The organism is Thermogemmatispora onikobensis (assembly GCF_001748285.1).
Classification (GTDB): Bacteria; Chloroflexota; Ktedonobacteria; order Ktedonobacterales; family Ktedonobacteraceae; genus Thermogemmatispora; species Thermogemmatispora onikobensis.
This window is the reverse complement of sequence record NZ_BDGT01000006.1, coordinates 86,745-105,047: the sequence shown is the minus strand read 5'-3', so window position 1 is coordinate 105,047 and position 18,303 is coordinate 86,745. Positions and strand designations below refer to the sequence as shown.

At 60.5% G+C, this 18,303-nt stretch carries 15 protein-coding genes; 10 read left to right on the top strand and 5 right to left on the bottom strand.

The window, feature by feature from the left end:
* The first annotated feature begins 27 nt into the window (after window positions 1-27).
* Window positions 28-1,017 carry an AF_0692 family protein gene (locus BGC09_RS04320; RefSeq protein WP_069802462.1) on the top strand — a complete coding sequence of 330 codons (990 nt, stop codon included), beginning with the start codon at window positions 28-30 and terminating at the stop codon, window positions 1,015-1,017.
* 905 nt (window positions 1,018-1,922) lie between these two features.
* Here the strand turns inward: BGC09_RS04320 and BGC09_RS04310 are convergent.
* A complete protein-coding gene (locus BGC09_RS04310; protein WP_069802458.1) occupies window positions 1,923-2,867 on the bottom strand; it encodes a class I SAM-dependent methyltransferase in 945 nt (314 codons plus the stop codon).
* A 903-nt stretch (window positions 2,868-3,770) separates the two neighbouring features.
* Between BGC09_RS04310 and BGC09_RS04305 the strand changes: the two genes are divergently transcribed.
* The 5 genes from BGC09_RS04305 to BGC09_RS04285 all read left to right on the top strand — a co-directional run bounded on the left by BGC09_RS04305 (window position 3,771) and on the right by BGC09_RS04285 (window position 11,538).
* Window positions 3,771-4,214: an arsenate reductase ArsC gene (locus BGC09_RS04305; protein ID WP_069802456.1), complete on the top strand. Its 444-nt coding sequence runs from the start codon at window positions 3,771-3,773 to the stop codon at window positions 4,212-4,214.
* A gap of 234 nt (window positions 4,215-4,448) precedes the next feature.
* Window positions 4,449-5,273 (top strand): arsenate reductase/protein-tyrosine-phosphatase family protein, encoded by an 825-nt coding sequence (locus BGC09_RS04300; RefSeq protein ID WP_069802454.1) that lies wholly within the window; start codon window positions 4,449-4,451, stop codon window positions 5,271-5,273.
* A gap of 593 nt (window positions 5,274-5,866) precedes the next feature.
* The gene (locus BGC09_RS04295) at window positions 5,867-10,570 is read left to right on the top strand and encodes a caspase family protein (protein WP_069802452.1); all 4,704 of its coding nucleotides are present in this window, start codon (window positions 5,867-5,869) and stop codon (window positions 10,568-10,570) included.
* Window positions 10,567-11,181 carry a hypothetical protein gene (locus tag BGC09_RS04290; RefSeq protein ID WP_069802450.1) on the top strand — a complete coding sequence of 205 codons (615 nt, stop codon included), beginning with the start codon at window positions 10,567-10,569 and terminating at the stop codon, window positions 11,179-11,181. Before BGC09_RS04295 ends, BGC09_RS04290 begins: the two co-directional genes overlap by 4 nt.
* A 99-nt stretch (window positions 11,182-11,280) precedes the next feature.
* Entirely contained in the window at window positions 11,281-11,538 is a 258-nt protein-coding gene (locus tag BGC09_RS04285; RefSeq protein WP_069802448.1) for a MerR family transcriptional regulator, read from the top strand.
* On the opposite strand, the gene BGC09_RS22745 is transcribed toward BGC09_RS04285, so the two are convergent.
* A complete protein-coding gene (locus tag BGC09_RS22745; protein WP_176728837.1) occupies window positions 11,535-11,708 on the bottom strand; it encodes a hypothetical protein in 174 nt (57 codons plus the stop codon). The genes BGC09_RS04285 and BGC09_RS22745 overlap by 4 nt on opposite strands.
* 274 nt (window positions 11,709-11,982) lie before the next feature.
* Window positions 11,983-13,080, bottom strand: coding sequence for a MarR family winged helix-turn-helix transcriptional regulator (locus BGC09_RS04280; RefSeq protein WP_069802446.1), 1,098 nt, complete (start codon window positions 13,078-13,080; stop codon window positions 11,983-11,985).
* Window positions 13,081-13,325: 245 nt separating this feature from the next.
* Here BGC09_RS04280 and BGC09_RS04275 point away from each other — a divergent pair, with 245 nt between their 5' ends.
* Complete coding sequence (locus tag BGC09_RS04275; RefSeq protein WP_069802444.1) at window positions 13,326-14,087, top strand: ABC transporter ATP-binding protein; 762 nt, start codon at window positions 13,326-13,328, stop codon at window positions 14,085-14,087.
* Window positions 14,088-14,876, top strand: coding sequence for an ABC transporter permease (locus BGC09_RS04270; protein WP_069802442.1), 789 nt, complete (start codon window positions 14,088-14,090; stop codon window positions 14,874-14,876).
* 717 nt (window positions 14,877-15,593) lie between these two features.
* Here the strand turns inward: BGC09_RS04270 and BGC09_RS04265 are convergent.
* The gene (locus BGC09_RS04265) at window positions 15,594-16,082 is read right to left on the bottom strand and encodes a quercetin 2,3-dioxygenase (RefSeq protein WP_069802440.1); all 489 of its coding nucleotides are present in this window, start codon (window positions 16,080-16,082) and stop codon (window positions 15,594-15,596) included.
* A gap of 173 nt (window positions 16,083-16,255) precedes the next feature.
* Between BGC09_RS04265 and BGC09_RS04260 the strand changes: the two genes are divergently transcribed.
* Together BGC09_RS04260 and BGC09_RS04255 are read left to right on the top strand one after the other, a co-directional pair.
* Window positions 16,256-16,720, top strand: a complete 465-nt coding sequence (locus BGC09_RS04260) for a MarR family winged helix-turn-helix transcriptional regulator (protein ID WP_069802438.1) — start codon at window positions 16,256-16,258, stop codon at window positions 16,718-16,720.
* 235 nt (window positions 16,721-16,955) lie between these two features.
* Entirely contained in the window at window positions 16,956-17,279 is a 324-nt protein-coding gene (locus BGC09_RS04255; protein ID WP_069802435.1) for a hypothetical protein, read from the top strand.
* A 76-nt stretch (window positions 17,280-17,355) separates the two neighbouring features.
* Here the strand turns inward: BGC09_RS04255 and BGC09_RS04250 are convergent, their stop codons facing one another.
* A complete protein-coding gene (locus BGC09_RS04250) occupies window positions 17,356-17,937 on the bottom strand; it encodes a hypothetical protein (protein WP_069802433.1) in 582 nt (193 codons plus the stop codon).
* Window positions 17,938-18,303: the final 366 nt, after the last annotated feature.

Genomic DNA, 18,303 nt, shown 5'->3' with positions numbered 1-18,303 from the left:
GAAATCTTCAGCGAAGGAGTTACCTGTATGCGGCGGTTCTTCTCTGTACTTACCCTGGTTGTGATGGCTCCGGTGGTTGCTGAACTGCTGTGGGGGTCGACCCCCATCAGCCGCGCCGCCTATCTCATCAGCCAGGTGCCGATGTACGGAGCAGGTGCGCTCTTGATCCGCGAGGCGGTGCACAGGAGCGATCGCGGATGGGCCAGTGTGCTGCTGTTGGGCGTCGCCTACGGTATTGTCGAGGAAGGCCTTGCCATTCAATCGTTTTTTCATCCCACCCTCTTTGGAGCAGCCGACTGGGGAGCACACATCTTCGGCATCAACGGGGTTTATGCCCTCTGGGCCGTCGGCTACCACGCCGTCTGGAGTGTCGCCATTCCTATCTTACTGACAGACCTGCTCTTTCCAGCTCAACGGAAGAAGCCTTACCTGGGCACGGTCGGCCTCATCGTTACCGGCATATTCTATGTTCTGGGGGTCGCGCTGATCGGGTTCTTCCTATTCCGCTCGACGCACTACCTTGCTCCCCCTGCCCTGCTCAGTCTCGCCGTTCTTGCCGTAGCGGCGCTCGTCATGGCCGCTCTGCGTCTGTTGCCCAGGAACAGGCCCGAGGCAGAGCGGCCAGAGAGGGCCCCCTCGCCTTGGGTTGTCCTGCTGGTAGCTGGGTTCAGCGGCTTTGCCTGGCAGTGTGTGCTGATCTGGCTGAGGCACTTGTTGCCAGCGTTGTTCACGGGGGCCTGGGTAGTGCTGCCGATGCTACTCGCGGTCATCATGGCCGGGGTCGTCGGCTGGCTGATACAGCGATGGGCTGGAAGTCGCAACTGGAGCGACCTTCATCTTCTGGCCCTGGCCAGTGGGGCGCTCATTGCACATACGCTCTTCGGGGCGCTTGTCCTCACTCAGACCACCGTTGATCGTCTGGGACTCCTGGTGCTGGGGCTGGTGATGATAGTCATGCTTATCGTCCTGGCTGTTCGCCTTCGCGCCGGCGATTCCTACGACGCCACGCCGGTGTAGAAGCCAGCTTTCCCTTGCATCCTCATTTATTGATGGTGAAGGTCGGGATGGGCATCGGTTGCGGCATCATTGCGAATGGGCAGATCCTGCATAGCGCTCAGTGCTCGCCGGCACTCGTGAAGTGGTCTATCAGCGTCCCTTGCCGCCGGCCACCCGCGATTTGTAGCTTACCACCAGTCGCCTGGACATCCGCAAGCGAGTGGACAAGGAGCACTATCTCGACAGCCTTGACCCTGACACAACGTCATGGAGTAGCATACCCTCAAGAAGGAGGTGACACCAGCGTTCACTCAGAAGCTGGCTACCGCCTCTACTCCAGCCAGGACCTGGAGCGTCTGCAACGTATTCTGTGCGATCGCCAGCTTGGCTTCTCGCTGCGCTAGATCGAAGCGCTGCTCTCAGAGCCAGTGACCGACCCTCTCGCTGATCTGCGGCAACAACGCGCCCTGCTCTGCCAGCGGATTGCGTCCCTCCAACGGATGCTGGAGGCCGTTGACAAGCTGCTCAAGGCTCGTTCAATGGGGATTATGCTGGAGCCAGACGAAATGCTGGCAGCCTTCGGTGAGGACGAGATCGTTTTCACATCCAGGCTCCCTGCCGGGCGGCAAGATCCAACTTTTGCGGCGCGGATGGAACAGGTCCGCCAGCAGATGCAGGGGACCGGGCAGGCTTCTCATCGAGCGACGGCCCTATCCAGGCAAGGGCCATCTCTTCCAGTCAGGCATGGTGAGGAGATCGCAGGTACCTCTTGATAGACCTGGGTTGGCTTTCTTCGGTAGTACAGGACCACTGTGAGCGATAGCAGCGGTGTGCCTGCTCTCCAAGGTGATCCCTGGTTGAGCCTCACATCGCCGCAAAGGCGAGATTCTCACGCTGCAGACTCCTTTTCCAAGTTATGGATGGAATCAACTTTTCTGTCCATAGGCAGCGACAAACTGATATTTTGTCTGCAGCTGATTGCATTCCTGGAGCATGGTCTGGACAAGCGTTTGATACTGCTGTGGACTCAGCTGAAAGCGTTTTGTCGCCGCACCGCTCAGGGCCAGGGCGAACTCGCGGAAGTCCAGCGCGAGCAAGGAGCCAATACGCCCGCCCCAGTCTCCGAAAGGGACCTGGATCACTTGTCGCTGCACCTGTGATAAGCCGGCTTCCCATAGGTAACGACCCAGTGAAGCGGTGACGGTTCCTCCTCCATCCAGTCCCCTGAGCGCCGCCAGTTCCTTAATCATGGCATCCAGCTGCCGGTGGGTTGGTCCCATAGGCTCCGCTTCCAGGCCAGGCTCCAGCAGTTCGACCCAGCCGCCAGAAGCGGTCACTCGTACCAGCTCCTGTACCACGCGGGGCCAGGCCGCCAGCGGCAGCGCCGTCCATAAGAAGCGCTGATGAACGAAATCGAAGGAGTGATCTGGGAAGGGCAAGCCCTTCAGCACATCCCCTTTGACAAAGCGGTAATTGGGTGGGGGAGCTGTCTGTTGCTTCGCCTCCTCAACATCCAGGCCGATTACGTTCGCCTGGGGGAACTCACGCGCCAGCTCTGAGGCCCATTGTCCAGTGCCACAGCCAACATCAAGGATCTGACGCGGCTCCTGGATGGGAGCCAGGTAGTTACGGCGCAGGACAGCACGCAGTACGTAGTGCTGAAAGTCGAGGCGGTTAACTTCCTGCAAATCCTTGGGGAGTAGATAGGGCTGCTCCTCAAGATAGCGGCGCTGATCACCATCGGCGTTGTCTGGAGAGGTGACCGCCTTAGTCCAACTCAGGGATCGGGCTGCTTCAGGAGCGTCAGAGCTCGGGGGAGCACCGTTGGAGAGCACTGTTGGACTCTTGCGTCTGAAAAACCACCAGGGCATATTGCTACCTCCTTGGCATCTGGTTCCGCTCTGCCTGAAGAGCTATGTGAGTATGAGGAAGTGAGCGCAGCATGGAGATCGAACGCTGTCCAGTCTAGAGGAAGAGGAAGGAGATGTCAATGAGCCGCGCTGGCGATCACGCCTGGTCGTTCGATTTTTATGGATTCTTAATGCAGAACAGAATCGGCAGGCCCGGCTGGAGTGAGCGGGTTTCTGGCACTGCTCTTGAAACGTATCAGTCCTCTTTGGCCTTCCGACGGCCTGGAAAGCCATTCGAGGATCGCCACGTGAGAACCCGGGTGCCGCGATTCTCGAAGCGAAGAGCAGAAGATGCGAGACCTTCGTGAAAGCAGATTCAGCAGCAATAAAAAAACCCGGTGCAGCTCCTTTCGACTCCTGGCTGTGTAGAGTCAGTGCGGTGTCCGCTTCAGCCAGACCATCGCTCCCAGATGGGACGGGCCATTGCAGCTCTCCAGCGGGCATGCCAGAGCTTCTCGTCTGCTGGAGGTCCTGGCATCCCCTAGGTCTGGCCGCGGCTGCACCAGCACCAGCACCATTCCTGGCAATCCCCGATCACCGCGATCATCGCCTGGCCCCTTGAATGAGGAGCGCTGTCCCACCGTGTTGGGTTGGCCTTGCAACGCCGCGAAACCGCACCTGCACAGAGCGGTCCTTCGGTACTTCTCCCATGAGAACGTCTGTGCGGTGTCCCTCCTGGCAGATCCATTGGTGCTCCTGATCTTTCGCTTCCTCAATGTCGCCTGCCGAAGAGCATAGGGGCTATCAGTCACTGCTCCATCCTTGTGTTTTCCCTCCTCATCGTCTATATTCTCCAAAGAGGATTGAAGCAATCTCTATTGATTCATCTCTGCCAGGTTTCTGGGAGAGGGAAAGGATCGCATCATGAGCAGGCGCATTCTTGTCCTTTGTACTGCTAACTCGGCGCGGTCGCAGATGGCGGAAGGCCTCCTGCGTGCGCTTGGAGGCTCTGCCGTCGAGGTCGCCAGCGCTGGCCTGGCTCCTTCACGTGTGCACCCTCTCGCGCAGCGTGTCATGGCTGAACGTGGCATTGACATCAGCTCCCAGCGCTCGAAGCATGTCGATGAGTTTCGGGGTCAGCATTTCGCTGTGATCATTACAGTCTGCGATCAGGCTGCCGAGCAATGTCCCGTTTTCCCGGGGCGGGCTGAGCGGCTCCACTGGAGTTTTCCCGATCCCGCTGCGGTCACCGGGAGCGAAGAGGAGCAGCTGAGTGCCTTTCGGGCAGTACGTGATGGGCTGGAGCAGCGTATTCGGAGCTGGCTGGCGAGCTGGCAAGAAGAGGCGGGAAAGCGCGAACAGGAGTGAGCGTATGGTGAGAGGATGCTGAGGGGCCGTCGGGCTGAGACAGGGTGGGCCAACCTGGCGCCGCTTCATTTGGGACGCAGGGACCTTTCTTATGTGAGAGCCAGAGGCAAGGCTGGCTGGCCCGCGCGCGGTCGCGCCCAACGCTCACAGCTCCTCAGCGACCACGGTCCGGCCATGTGTGACCGCAGCGCATCGCATGGGCGTGAATACTTGAGAGAGAGGAGGGAGCTGACCATGCAGCAGGCCTCGGGCTGGGGGGAGCCACCGGAACTTCTGAAGCTGCTGGCACATGAGGTGCGCTGGCGCCTTCTCTGGCTACTGGCGCGCAGTGACTATCGAGGCAAGGAGCTGGCTGAGCAACTGGGCCTCCCGCAGAATCTGGTTTCCTATCATCTGCAGCTGCTCCTGCGTTCCGGGGTGATAACAGAGCGTGTCAGCAGCGCCGATGAGCGTGCTCGCTATTATCGTGCCCATTTAGAACGCCTTGGGAAAGCCTACTGGCAAGTTGCTCGCCAGTTGCATCCCCTGCTCGTCAGCGCCGGCCAGCCTCCTGTTGCTGCCGGTAGCAAGGACTGGCAGGCTGCTCTCGTTGAGGGCAAACCGCTGCGTGTCCTGGTGCTCTGCACGCGGAACAGTGCGCGCTCCCAGATTGCCGAGGGGTGGCTGCGGGCGTTGAGTGGTGGACGAGTGCAGGCCACCAGCGCGGGCAGTCAGCCTACGGAGGTGCATCCTCTGGCAGTGCGCGCTTGTGCCGCACTCGGCCTGGATATTAGCCAGCAGCGAACGCGCTCACTGGCTGAGGTGGCGGAGCAGCCTTTCTTCGACTACGTGATTACCGTCTGTGACCGAGTGCGGGAGCGCTGTCCGACTTTACCGGGGCAGCCGTGCTACCTGCACTGGAGCACCCTGGACCCGGTGAGCACCACAGGCTCAGAAGAAGAGCAGCTGGCGGTCTTCCTGGCTGTGGCGCGCGAGCTGCGTCAACGGGTGCTGGCCTTTCTGCTGATGGTCTTGCCAGAGCCAGCTCGCCCTGCGCTTCCTCAAGGGTCCCAGCACTGACGGATGATCGGACTTGTTCAGAAGAGCCGCTGTGGTCGGCGGCTCTTCTCTCTCATGAGGAGAACAACCAGGCCCTGATGTATCCTCCCCAAGTGCTTGCCCCTGTACCAACGACGGTCTTTATCCAGGCCCGCTGTCTCCTCCTGGGAGCCGATATCTCTTCGATCCATGTCCAGGTAGTCAGGCAGGATTGCAGATGAGAAGCCGGTGGAAAGGTAAAGTGTGATCCCGCCCAGAGTTATCCAGGAAGGTAACAGCTCTTCGTGGCGAGCAGTATCTGCCTATGTGCCTGGGCCAGGCATGCATGAATACGCAGCAAGACGAGCGTCTTCTTATTATACTGGCTGGCAATCCCTGCTCTACTGGGAGTGTCGAGCGAGCTGGCTTGTCCATGCTTCCTGGCCAGGGCGGGTCTTCTTTTATTTCTCCTTTCATTAGAGCACAGAAGAGATACACAATTGGCGTGTTCTAGCGTATACTCTTGAGAGATACGCCGCTCTCTTCCTGACCCCCAGGAGTGAGCTGGCTCGCGACAGAGACGATGCTGCTGGCTGGTTTGCACTGATACGCCGAGAGGGAGGCTGTCGCTCACGATGTCCACACCATCCTCTTCCGCGCTTGCTATGACCGGGTCAGGTCGACGGCTGGCGCTGGTGATTGGGATCAATGGCCCCCCTGCGGCCCACCGGGCGCCGCTGGCCTATGCAGAGGCCGATGCCTGTGGCATGGCGGAAGTCCTGGTCCAAGACGGCTGTGGCTTCAGGCTGGTAGTTCCCGCGCTGTTGGGTGCCACCTCGGAGCAGGTTCGCAAGGCCGTGGTGCAGCTGGCCCGCGAGCTGCAGGCGGGCGATTTCGGGCTGGTCTTCTTCAGCGGCCATGCCGAAGTGCTGCCGCGCGACGCCGATGGGGATGAGGTCTATCTGGTGACGGCGGACTTTGATCCTGCTGATCTGACGGTTGATCGGCAGGCCCACCTCTCGTTTCGCTGGCTGCGGCAGGTGCTCTTTGAGCATGAGCGCGCAGCTCAGCTGCTGCTCATCCTGGACTGCTGCTATGGGGGCAAGTTTGCTGAGAGCGCGCCCGATCCCTCTCGGAAGGAGCTGGAGCGGCGCCTGAGCGCTGCCTTTGGCGAACCAGGGGAGCGCAGTCCGGCGCCGGCGGGTAGCGTGCGGCTGGCGCTGACGGCGACCGGCCTGGAGCCGGCCAGAGAGCAGGATGGGCACGGCCTGCTGACGGGGCAGCTGCTCAAGCTGCTGCGGGGCGAGGTGCCGGAGGCAGCGGATGAGGAGGGCCAGGTGACCTTCGCGCGAGCCTTTGCCCACCTGGCGCAGACGCTCCGGGAGCAGCCACCGCGCTTCTACGGGGCCGGCGGTGATCTGGTACTGGCCCGCTATCCCGAGCTGGCTCAGGCGCGGCGACGCGCTCGAGTGCAGGCGGAGGACGAGGAGCGGCAGCGGCTGCTGGCGCTGGTGCGACGTCGGGATGGCTTCTACGAGGACCGCCGGCGCAGCTGCGTGGGGCGCCGGACCGAGCACGAGGCGGTCTGGCGCCTGGTCGAGGAGTTGCTGCCCACCGGGGGCTATGTGACCATCACCGGGGAGGCCGGGCAGGGCAAGAGCTGCCTGATGGCCAGGCTGATCGAAGAGCGGGCCCGGGCGCAGGGAGGCGAGGAGCGGGTGGCCTTCCACTTCCTGCCGCTGGTGCCTCCCCCAGACTATCAGGTGACCGTGCTGAAAGCGCTGCTGGCGCGCCTGGTGCTCACGTATGAGCTGCCGACCTGGTGGCTGGCGGGGGAGAGCCGCGCGACGCTGAGTGAGGCGCTGGTGACGGTCCTGCAGGAGATCGCGCGGCGCGGGGCGCAGGAGGTCATCTTCATCGATGGGCTGGACCAGCTGCAGCCGGAGCCGCAGAGCGGCTGGCGGGATCTGAGTTTTCTGCCGCAGGGCCCGGCCAATCCGCCGCCGGGGATCGTCTTCGTGTTGGGAACTCGTCCGAATGACACGCTGCGTCCGTTGGAGCTGTGCACGCCGCGGCGGGAGTATCAGCTGCCGCGGCTCTCCCTGCCCGATTTTGCGGAGCTGCTGCGAGCGCGGCAGGTGGATCTCTCTGCGGATCTGGCGAGGCGGAGCTATGAGGCGCTGGATGGGCACGCCCTCTTTCTGGATCTGCTGGCCAGGGAGCTGGCGCCCCGGCGCGGGCAGACCCAAGCGGAGGTGGAGGCCCTGCTCGCGCGCCTGAGCAGCGACCCGGGGCAATTGTTTACGCTGGCGCTGGAGCGGCTGCGAGGAGAGCCGGCGCGGTGGCACCGGGTGATCAAGCCGCTGCTGGGGATCTTGCTGGTGGCGCAGGAGCCCCTGCCGATCGCGGCGCTCCGGCAGCTGCTGACGTTCGCCAGGGGCGAGGCGATGGACCTGGATGAGGTGCGGCAGGGACTGCAACGGTTAGGTGGGCTGGTGATGCGGGATCAGCAGGGAGGGTATACCCTCTTTCATCTGAAGTTTCGCGACTATCTGCGAGGGGGGCCGGGAGAGGCAGACGGACCGCAGGAGGAGCCGGAGGGATTGTTTGATGCGGAGGAGGAGCGGCGCTGGCATGGGGTCCTGGCGGCCTGGTGCGAGCAGGGGGGGCTGGCGCGGCTCTGGCAAGACGGGGCCAGGGAGGAGGGTGAGCGCTTCCGGCGGCGGTATGGGCAGCGGCACTATGTGCGCCATCTCTACGAGGCGGGAACGTGGGAGCAGCTCGTTGCGGTGCTGGACGAGGGGAGCTATGGGCGGGCGAAGGTGCAGGCGGACCCGAGCATGCGCAGCTATGCCCAGGATCTGGATCTGGGGCGGCAGGCCGCGGCGGCAGCGGGGGAGACGCTGGAGGAGCAACTGGAGCAGCTGCCGCGGCTGTGGGGCTACACGCTGCTACGTTGCAGCCTGGGGAGCCGGGCGGATCGCTATCCTGATGAGGCGTTCGTGCTACTCTGCCAGTTCGGGCAGAAGGCGAAGGCGTTGGGGCTGGTGGAGCTGCTCACCGAGCAAGAGCGACGGGCGGACCTGTTGCTCGACCTGGCCGGGTGGTTGCTGAGGCAGCCGGGACGCCGTGAGGAGGGGCGGCAGCTCTGCCGGCGAGCAGAGCAGGCGATTGCGCTGCTGGCGGATGGGTGGGACAAAGCGCGCTTGTTCATTCGGTTGGGCGAGATGCTGGCGAAGACAGAGCTCCCACAGGAGGCGGAACACTGCTGGCAGAAGGCTGAGCGGGTGATCGCTAGTCTGTCTGAAGATGCAGATAAAGCGACTATGCTGGTGCGGCTGGGGAAAGCTCTGGCGGCGACGCGACCACAGCAAGCCGAGCAATGCTGGCTCCAGGCCGAACGGCTTAGCTCCTCGCTCTCTAACGCCAGGGGGAAAGTGCGGACCCTGATCAGCCTGGGTGAAGCGCTGGCAAAGTGGTCACTACGACAGCAGCAGGCCGAGCGCTGCTGGCAAGAAGCGAAACGACTTATTGCCTCCTTCGCTGATCAGGATTGGAACCGCGTGGATGCGCTGATCGAACTAGGAGAAGCTCTGGCGGGCGCACAATGCTGGGAGCAAGCCCAGCAGTGCTGGGAGCAAGCCGAACAGCTCATCATCGCCATTCCTGATGAGAAAGATCGCTGGAGGAAGGTTCAGCCGCTCAGCAGTCTGGCAGAAGCATTTATAGAAGCTCAACGCTGGTTAGAGGCAGAGCGGGTCATCGCCTCCCTTCCCGAGCATGATTGTCGGAAGGCTATGGCTCTCATAGCACTGGGCAAGGCCCTGGCCAAGGCCCAGCGTTGGCAGGACGCCGAACAGTGCTGGGTCCAGGCCAAACGACTCGCCACAATCCTGTCCGATGACAGTGACAGGGTGGAGGTTCTCGCAGGACTTGCCAAAGCACTGGCAGAGACAGAACGTTGGCAAGAAGCCGAACAGTGCTGGCTCCAGGCCGAACGGCTCATTGCTGTCTCCCCATTCGACAAGGCAGAAGCCCTGACTAGGCTGAGCAGTGCGCTGATCAGCGTGCAGCACTGGGAAGAGGCCGAACAGTGCTGGCAGCAAGCGGAAAGAGCCATCGCATCCTATACCCTTGACAACTGGAGCAAAGCAGAAGTTTACGTCCAACTGGCCGAGACACTGATGAGAGCCCAGCGCTGGCAGGACGCTGAACGGTGCTGGGCCCAGGCTGAACTCCTTATCTCCTCCCTCGACGATGAGAAGACCGCGGCGCGGAGCCGCTTGAGTGAAGCGTTAGCGCGCGCTCAACGCTGGTTAGAGGCAGAGCGGGTCATCGCCTCTCTTCCCGAGCATGACTGGCGGAAAGCTGAGGCGCTCATAGCACTGGGCAAGGCCCTGGCCAAGGCTCAGCGTCAGCAGGAGGCTCTAAAGTGCTGGAAGCAAGCTGAACAGCTCATCACCGCCATTCCTGATGAGCAAGATCGCTGGAGGAAGGTTCAGCCGCTCAGCAGTCTGGCAGAAGCATTTATAGGAGCTCAACGCTGGTTAGAGGCAGAGCGGGTCATCGCCTCTCTTCCCGAGCATGACTGGCGGAAGGCTATGGCTCTCATAGCGCTGGGCAAGGCCCTGGCTGGGGCTCAGCATTGGCAGGACGCCGAACAGTGCTGGGTCCAGGCCAAACGACTCGTCACTCTACTTGCCGAGGATAGCGACAAAGTGAAAGTCCTTACAGAGCTTGCCACGGCATGCGCAACGATACAAAGCTGGAAAGAGGCCGAACAGTGCTGGTTGCAAACCGAGCAGCTCATTGCCGCCATGCCTGATCAGGAAGACAGCTGGAGGAAAAGGCAGGCGCTCAGCGAGCTGGCAGCTTCCCTGGCCACAGCAGAACGTTGGCAGGATGCTCAACGTATCATCGCCTCTCTTCCTGATGACAGCTCGGAGAAAGCGGTAGCCTTGACCACATTGGTCAAAGCACTGGCCAACGCCCAGCAAGGGCAAGAGACTGAGCGGTGCTTGCAAGAGGTTGCACGGATGCTTATCGTCCTTCCCGCAAGCTGGCAGGAAACCGAGGCATTGACCAGCCTGACCAGGGTATTGATCAGCTACGGTCATGAGGCTGAGGCTATCAGCCTCATTCAACATGCCTGGCTTCGAGACATGGACCGTGATCAGGCTTTTCGCTATCTCTCCGTGGCCTTCCCGCTGCTGACCAGATATCCCAAGCTGGGCATCGCTCTCTATGACGCCACCTGCTGGGCCGATGCCTTCTTGCAAGGAAGCTTTGAGCTTCCTTCCCTCTCAGTCCGCCAGGAAAGGAGCCCTGAATCTGCATGAGCGAGCAGCAACCGTCTTCTCTCCCCGATCAGACGCAACCCGCTGAGCGGCTGCAGGTCGTGCTCGCACTGGTGCCCGCGGCTGAGGCAGAGGGAGCCGCCGATCTCGCCCTGCTCACAGCCCTTCACCATGAGCTGGCGACCACCCTCCAGCAAGAAGGCTTTCTCCTCCAACCTCCTGCCGCCACCGGCCAGAAGGGAACGCCCGACTTCTTCATCGAGGCCTGGCTGTTCCTGCAGCAGGTGGCTGGCACCGTCTGGCAACACCATGCCGCCATCGCTGAGGGGCTGGCCGACCTGAGCGCCCTCGTCACCCTCTTCGAGAAGCTGCTGCCCGTCCTCAAACGCCTGCGCGAGCGCCATGCCAGGCTCGTTGGTCAGCAGGCCAGCCAGGAGCGATCTCTCCGCTGGACGATCGAGCTGCATGGTGCCCGCCTGACGCTGGAGGCAGCAGATCTTGAGCAGGCCGAGGCGGCGGTGCAGCTCGCTAAAAAGCTGCAGACAGCGCTCGCCAACGATCGAACCAGGTCCGGCAAGCCGCCAAAGCAGCCGCCAGACAAGCTCACCGTCACGGCCACTGTTCCCCCGCGCCGGAGGCGCAAAGGCCGCTGAGCTGATCCCTCCGTCATCTGGCAGAAGAAAAGCACTGGCTGGCTACTCTTGACCCTGACGCGATGTCATGAGGTAGCCTCGGTTGAGGAGGCGAAACCCATGAACGATACCACCGGCCCGATCGCCAGGCTGGCCAGGGTCAGCGTACACACCCTGCATCACGATGGCCACATCGGGTGGCTGCACCCTCGCGTCCATCAGAAAGCCAGCTATCGCCTCTGCCCCATCCAGGATAGAGTGCGCCTCCAACGCCTTCTTGACGATCGTCTGCCCTGGTTTCACTCTGAGCCAGCTCAAAACGCTGCTCTGAGCGAGAGTGAGCGGAGAGAGCAGCCCTGTCCTAACAACCTAAGCTAAGGACGGGCGTCACCCTTCTTAGGGTCCCTCTGGACCTCTGCAAGGCTCTGGAGGAAGAGACTCAGGAGGCGATGAAAGGTCTCTTCGAGATCCAGGGCGAGGCCGAAGCCGCTGCTGCGCTCCAGTAGATGGGTGAACGCCAGTATGCGCTTCGTCGTAACTGGCACCATGCCGCTAGGCGCTCTCCCCGGCGGGAGAGCAGGACAAGCCATCGGGTTGTGGCCCACGTTAGTGGGGGAGCAGCCGGGCGAGTGCTTCCCATCCTGTGGGTATGGTTGTCTCCCATCCGACAGACCGCTGATCACTGGCTCGCTCAGGCAGGATCGGTGCAGGCTGGTAGCCACCTCTAACCATCTTCAGACACAGCCAGCGGCGGCGGCTCAGGCTCCGCCCAACCGAGAAGAACCTGCCTCTCATCACTAGCAGGACGAGCAGGAAAAAGCCTCAACGAGAGGTGATTGTGACCAGGCCCCCCGAGCTGACCACTTCGAGGCTGTAATAACAGGAAGCTGCCGGATCAAAGCCGGCGCTTTGCAGCCACAAGTTGTTGCCGAAATAGGTCTGGCCGTCCAAGGTGCAGGCAGACCCCCAACCTTTGAGATGCACCTGGATGGCAACCCCAGCAGGCCGTCGCACCACCATCTCTGCCCCTCCCCCACCCAGCCGGACGGGAATCACGCCCGAGGGCACAGGAAGCTCCACGTGGATTTTGCTGCCGACTCCCCTGATCTCGCAAGAAGCAAGTTCCAGATCTCCCAGTTCGGCAATGATGTCTGACCCCCCGCTTTGGACCGTGATGTGCCAGGGAATGGTGCGGTTCAGCGTGATCATCGCCTGGCGCTGCTCCCCAGTCAGAATCAGAAAGCGTCGCGGATAGCGGATCGTCACCACGCCGTCTTGAACCGTCACATTGGGCACCGCTCCCTCAAAACGGGCCTGGTAGAGGTCGGTCAGACCTTCATCCGTCCGCAAGACCAGCCGGATACCGGCAGAGCTAACAACAAGTCGGCCACGTGAGAGAGCATCCAGGGGGGCAGAGAAGACATCTCTCTCGTCTGGCGCCACTGTCTGCAACTCGGCCAGCCTCTGACGAGCCAGGGTGTTGCCGCGCTCGAGAAACGCTAAGAGGAGGGCCAGCTCTTCCTCATCATTACTAGAGACGGCCTCATCCCAGGTCTCCTCAAGTGAGGCCAGGATCGCGCGAACCTTGTCCAGCGCCTCCTGGCCTTGGGCCAGCCGGACAATGACTCTGCGCCCATCACTCTTGTCACGTTCCCGTTGCACCAGACCGGACGCCTCCAGACGGTTGAGAACCTTTGCAATGGCCCCACTGGTCATGCCCATCAGCTCGGCCAGCTGACCAGCAGAAGTTTCGCCGGTCAGGTCGAGCAGGTCCAGGACCTGGATGTCTGTGTCAGCCGCCATGCCCGTCTGCGTGGCGGCCACCCGGAAGAAGGAGGCGCCAAAACTGCTGCTCTTCCTCAATTCGCGCTTGAGGGCCGCAAGTATCTCGTCACGCTTTCCCTGAGAGCCACTTGACACAGTCGGTTCCTCCGTGGTACCTTCTATTTATCTGACTCAGTCACTTAATTTTTTGAATTTTAGTGACTCACTCTTAAAAATGCACGAATGACCACTGACCAAATCAGTGATCAAGTATACCATAGGCCGGTCTTCCCTGTCATGACGAAGGTTAAGGGCCATAGTGGGTCAGCTTATGGCGGCGGCTCGCAATGTCGTCCCTTATCTGGGGAAGATCACTATGCTAGCTCACAGAGGAGTATCGCATGACAGACACCGCCATTCGTGTGACAGACCTCCACAAATCGTACGGGCAGCTCGCAGTCTTGCGAGGCGTAGAGCTAGCCGTCGAGCCGGGGCGCATTTTCGCTCTGCTTGGCTCCAATGGGGCGGGCAAGACGACGCTCATCAAGATCCTCAGCACGCTCCTGAGACCCGACCGGGGCACAGCTATCGTCTGCGGCTTTGATATAGTCTCCCAGCCAGCTCAGGTGCGGCAAGCCATCAGTCTGACCGGGCAGTTTGCCGCTGTTGATGAGCTATTGACTGGACGAGAAAACTTGATGATGATCGCTCGGCTTCGACACCTTCAACAGCCGCGCCAGGTGGCCGACGAGTTGCTGGCGCGCTTCGGCCTCACCGAGGCAGCCAACCGCCGGGTGTCGACCTATTCAGGAGGCATGCGCCGCCGATTGGACCTGGCTATGAGCCTGGTGGGCAGTCCTCCGATCATCTTCCTCGACGAGCCGACCACCGGGCTTGATCCCGAGGGCCGCCTGGAGGTGTGGCACGTGGTCAAGGAGCTGGCTGAAGGAGGAAGAACTGTTTTCTTGACCACCCAGTACCTGGATGAGGCGGAGCAGCTGGCTGATCGGATCGCGATCCTCCACCAGGGCAAGATCATCGCCAATGGGACGCTGATGGAGTTGAAACAGCTCTTTCCCCCGGCGAAGGTGGAGTATGTGGAGAAACAACCAACGCTGGAAGAGATCTTTCTCGCCATTATTGGCAAAAAGGAGGTCTGCTAGATGCAAGCGATACAGAAGCAGAATATCACACTTCATCACTTCTTTAGCGATCTGAGTGTGATGCTCGGTCGTGCCCTGCGACATATCTTTCGCAGTATGGACACGATCATCACAGCAACGATCACGCCGATCGGACTCTTGTTGCTATTCGTCTACGTGTTCGGGGGCGCTATTCAAAGTGGGGCAGCCAATTATGTCAATTACGTATTGCCTGGGATCTTCCTGGTGGCGATTGCGAGCGGGACCTCCTATACCTCTTTGCGTTTATTCACCGATGTGCAGCGGGGGATCATGGAGCGCTTTCGCTCCATGCCGATTGCCTCCTCCACGCTGCTATGGGGCCATGTGCTGGCCTCGCTGGTCTTCAACGCGATTTCACTGGTGGTGATCATTCTCGTTGCGCTCCTGATGGGCTTCCGCTCGTCGGCAGGCATCCTGTCCTGGCTAGCTGTGGTTGGTATGCTGGCCCTGGTGACCCTGGCCTTAACCTGGCTGGCGGTGATTCCGGGATTAACGGCTCGCTCGATCGATGGCGCTGCCGCCTTTGCCTATCCGCTGATCTTCCTGCCGTTTATCAGCTCAGCGTTTGTGCCCACCCGCTCCATGCCGCCAGTCGTGCGCGCCTTCGCCGAGAATCAGCCAGTGACGGCGATTGTCAATGCAATCCGTGCCTTACTGGCTGGAGCGCCTGCCCCTCATGAGATCTGGATCGCGCTGGCCTGGTGCGTCGTTATTCTGCTGGTGGCCTACTTCTTCGCGCTGAGGGCCTACAAAAAGCGTGTGTCATAGGCTGTTCCACTGCTTCGCTCTTTGTGTTCTGTTCTGTAATCTAGCATGACTCAGTGACGGACTGTGCTCGTGGCCTGACGAGGGCCCCTGTATCGCCTGTATTGGGACTCTGCTCGAAGGACAAAGGGTCTTCGTAAGGAAGAAGACCCTTTGTGTTTCTCACGAGGACCTTTGTGGGACGGCAGCGGTGTTGCTGCTCACCCCTGGGGGAAAGGCTCGTTTCCAGCAGGCAGCTCGTTCAGGAAGTGGTGACTACCTGCGGGTTCCTCCTACTTTGCAAGACCTACGGCTTCGAGGGAGGGCGCAAGCTGGCTGCTTTCCGACCTATGACCTCAATCTGCCTGCAGGGTGACCACCAGCAGACCTGTGACCAAGAGGTCCACGACCACCCGGATTCTGCAGCGACCGTGGACTCCACTGCTGCTAACCGGCCTATTGGGCCAGCATCGCGTCAAAGATTGGGGCATTGGCTTCTCCGTGCGCGTAGCGCTGCAGCAGCTCGCGAGAGTCCTGGGGGTGGTGGTCCTCACCCCCACCGGAAAGCTCTGCGGGAAGAATGGCCCTCCCTGCAGCCAGACGCTCAGAAAGTCCCGGGAGAGTCAGCGGGTCCGCTCCTGTTAAGGTCGATCTGGTCGGTAGGTGAGGACGACGACCCCGGAACTGAAGGCCCTGTTCTCGATCAGCTTCAGCGTCTTCATTTCGCTTCCCTCTGGGAAGTTACTCTGGCCCTACAGGAGGGCCGACGATCTCAAAGTGATATTTGGCGGCAAGGGCCTGCATCTTCGCAAGATCAGGGGGGGTGGGTGCAGGAAGCGTCAACGATTGGGCGGGCTCGCCCATTTCAGCGTGAAACTGTTCGAAGCCGGCTGGAACGGTGAACTGTAAGAGCCTGGCTGGCTGACTCCCCTCGACCAGGAAGCCATGAGCAATATCCCTGGGCAGGAAAATGAAGGCCCCAGCACCAGCATGCCAGCGCTGTTCTCCGCAGACAAATGTGAGTTCCCCTTCGAGGATATAGAAAGCCTCATCTTCGGCATGATGCACATGCAGAGGTGGAGCAAAGCCCGGCGGCAAGGTCTGTTCGATCAGGCTGAAGGTCTGAGCAGTCTCCTGCCCGGTCGCTTTGAATAGCATGAGCGTGCCGAGAAACCAGACAGCCTGGCCTTCCTCGCGGGTGAGAATGTAGGGTGCATTGCTTGATGTCATAGGATGGTTCTCCTTCCAGAAGCGAGCGGGATGATCTGGCTGCACCCTCTCGCCTCCACGGATCAGCCAGCAGGCCAAAGTCTGAATGTGAGAGGGCCATCCAGCAAACTAGTAAGCTAAACTGACTAATTATAGAATAAGCTAGACTTACCAGAAATGCAAGAGGGAAGACAATGGAGAGCATTCAGCCCTTACCTCGGATGATTGGCGCTTTGCTACGCATCCCATTTCAGCAGACAGTGGCACGAGTCTATCAGCGCCTCATGGAAGCAGGATACACCGACCTCCGTCCCACCCACCTTGTCTTGTTTCAGCAGCTACGCCCGGAAGGCATGCGAGTGACCGAATTGGCGAGCCTGGCCCAGATGACCAAGCAATCGATGGGAGCAATTGTAGACTACGTTGAGGAACGAGGGTATATTGAACGGGTGCCTGATCCAAGAGACGGACGGGCCCGGCTCGTTCGTCTGACACCGCGCGGTCGTGAAGTGGAGCGAGTCGCCCGTGCTGCCATTGGGGAACTGGAAAGCGAGTGGGCCCAGTACCTGGGCCACGAGCGGTTCGCAGCGTTACGCAGCGCTTTGCAAGACCTCGTTACGTTCATCGAGTCCCAAGGTGAGAGCGCCAGACTCTCCTGACTGACGCTACGCAAACCTTGGCCAGAGCAGAGCTGGCTCGGGAAGTTGGAGGTCGCTATCCAGGCCCGGCGCCAGCTCTTACCGCCGAACGAGTTGATGACTCTTCTCCCTTGGCAATTACTATCTCTGTTTCGTATACCCTATTTCGGATAGTTGATAGCGAATATTTGGAAGAGAAAGGGAGCAATGGCAAAGCAGCACTGGCGTTTCTAGGCCATCTTCCCCCCAGCAGAAGTTGCCCGCGCTGCTTGAAAAACAGGTGCAGCATCTCCAGGAGCAGATCAGCAACGCGCGCCCGGCGATTGAGCGAGGTGAGCGGCTTGGCGTGGATCGTTTCTTTCTCACTGAGGACCTGTATACCCTGGCCTTGCTCGAAACGAAACTCACCGTTGTACGCCAGCTCATTCAGGAGATCAACGATGGAACATTGACGGAGGTGAGCGGGGGGAGGCGGATCTGGGAAATAACTCGCCCCGAACTTGCTTCGCCAGGAAGCGAAACAGGGCAAGAGTCTGAGCATACCAGCGATAGCTCGAACCGTGAAGACTCAGCTGATTAATCACTCAAGAAATGCCTGGCTCCACAAGTGTGGGGAACCCCTTCATGCACTGGTGTTTTCCCTTTCCTCGGGCTGCTCAGGTACAGTATTGCTTGACCACCTGGATATAGATCGAAAAGGTATCAGCCCCTAACAGCAGGCAGCGGGCATGAATAAAGATGGTCGTCGGGACAACTGAGAGTCCCTGGGGAGGATGCATCAAGGCCTGGTTGTTCTCCTCGCTGACCTCATTGTAGGCCTGATCCGCCGCTGTATTGTCCTGGTAGACCCACAGGCCCATATTACGAGGCTCACAAGGCCCGTTGCAGTCGGAGGTATCACCAAACGTCACTGAGCTGCTCGCCGGGACAGAGACGGAGAAGGCGCCGCCGGTCCATGCTGAGATCGTGACGTTCTGCTGGATATTGAAAGGATGAGCACCGGCGGCGATAAAGTCTCGCAGAATGTCCTCGGCGGTGTAGCTCAGGTCCGACGTCGGGGTCGGCAGCGGGGTCGGCGGAGCCGCTGCAGCCGCAGTGGTACCCGGCGATGACGCCCATCTGACAGCCGTGGAAGAGGCCGTGTCCGTCCTCCCCAGACTTCGCCAGTACAGCGTTGCCGCAAGCGCCCCGGCACTGGCGGAGACGAGAACCAGACAGAGCAGCAGCAGCAGGGTCATGAGACGCTTTCCTGCACGCCCTGAGGCAGGAGGTGGCGGCGGAAGTGGGGGAAGTTCCCATGTTTCATCATATGGATAGGGACCTGCAACAGCTGTCGCGTCAGGGAGATCATTGCTCGTGGGAGACGGGGTCGTTTCTTGCGGCAGCCTCGTCGGATCATCCGCGCACATCGCTCACCTCGTTTTTTGTAAAGCAGAAAAAATAAATAGCGAGATCAATCATGAAAGAGTACTCTATACTTCGTGCCACCACCCAGCCTGAACTGCTCGCAAGGCTCTTCCACATGTTTTATACGCATTGTAGAAGCGACAACAAACGCTGTCAAGGGGCAGAGAAGGATACCTCCCTGTTTACGCCCAGCAAGA

Coding starts and splice junctions, on each gene's coding strand:
- BGC09_RS04320 (WP_069802462.1), top strand. CDS start 28: ATGCGGCGGTTCTTCTCTGTACTTACCCTGGTTGTGATGGCTCCGGTG.
- BGC09_RS04310 (WP_069802458.1), bottom strand. CDS start 2,867: ATGCCCTGGTGGTTTTTCAGACGCAAGAGTCCAACAGTGCTCTCCAAC.
- BGC09_RS04305 (WP_069802456.1), top strand. CDS start 3,771: ATGAGCAGGCGCATTCTTGTCCTTTGTACTGCTAACTCGGCGCGGTCG.
- BGC09_RS04300 (WP_069802454.1), top strand. CDS start 4,449: ATGCAGCAGGCCTCGGGCTGGGGGGAGCCACCGGAACTTCTGAAGCTG.
- BGC09_RS04295 (WP_069802452.1), top strand. CDS start 5,867: ATGTCCACACCATCCTCTTCCGCGCTTGCTATGACCGGGTCAGGTCGA.
- BGC09_RS04290 (WP_069802450.1), top strand. CDS start 10,567: ATGAGCGAGCAGCAACCGTCTTCTCTCCCCGATCAGACGCAACCCGCT.
- BGC09_RS04285 (WP_069802448.1), top strand. CDS start 11,281: ATGAACGATACCACCGGCCCGATCGCCAGGCTGGCCAGGGTCAGCGTA.
- BGC09_RS22745 (WP_176728837.1), bottom strand. CDS start 11,708: ATGGTGCCAGTTACGACGAAGCGCATACTGGCGTTCACCCATCTACTG.
- BGC09_RS04275 (WP_069802444.1), top strand. CDS start 13,326: ATGACAGACACCGCCATTCGTGTGACAGACCTCCACAAATCGTACGGG.
- BGC09_RS04270 (WP_069802442.1), top strand. CDS start 14,088: ATGCAAGCGATACAGAAGCAGAATATCACACTTCATCACTTCTTTAGC.
- BGC09_RS04265 (WP_069802440.1), bottom strand. CDS start 16,082: ATGACATCAAGCAATGCACCCTACATTCTCACCCGCGAGGAAGGCCAG.
- BGC09_RS04260 (WP_069802438.1), top strand. CDS start 16,256: ATGGAGAGCATTCAGCCCTTACCTCGGATGATTGGCGCTTTGCTACGC.
- BGC09_RS04250 (WP_069802433.1), bottom strand. CDS start 17,937: ATGACCCTGCTGCTGCTGCTCTGTCTGGTTCTCGTCTCCGCCAGTGCC.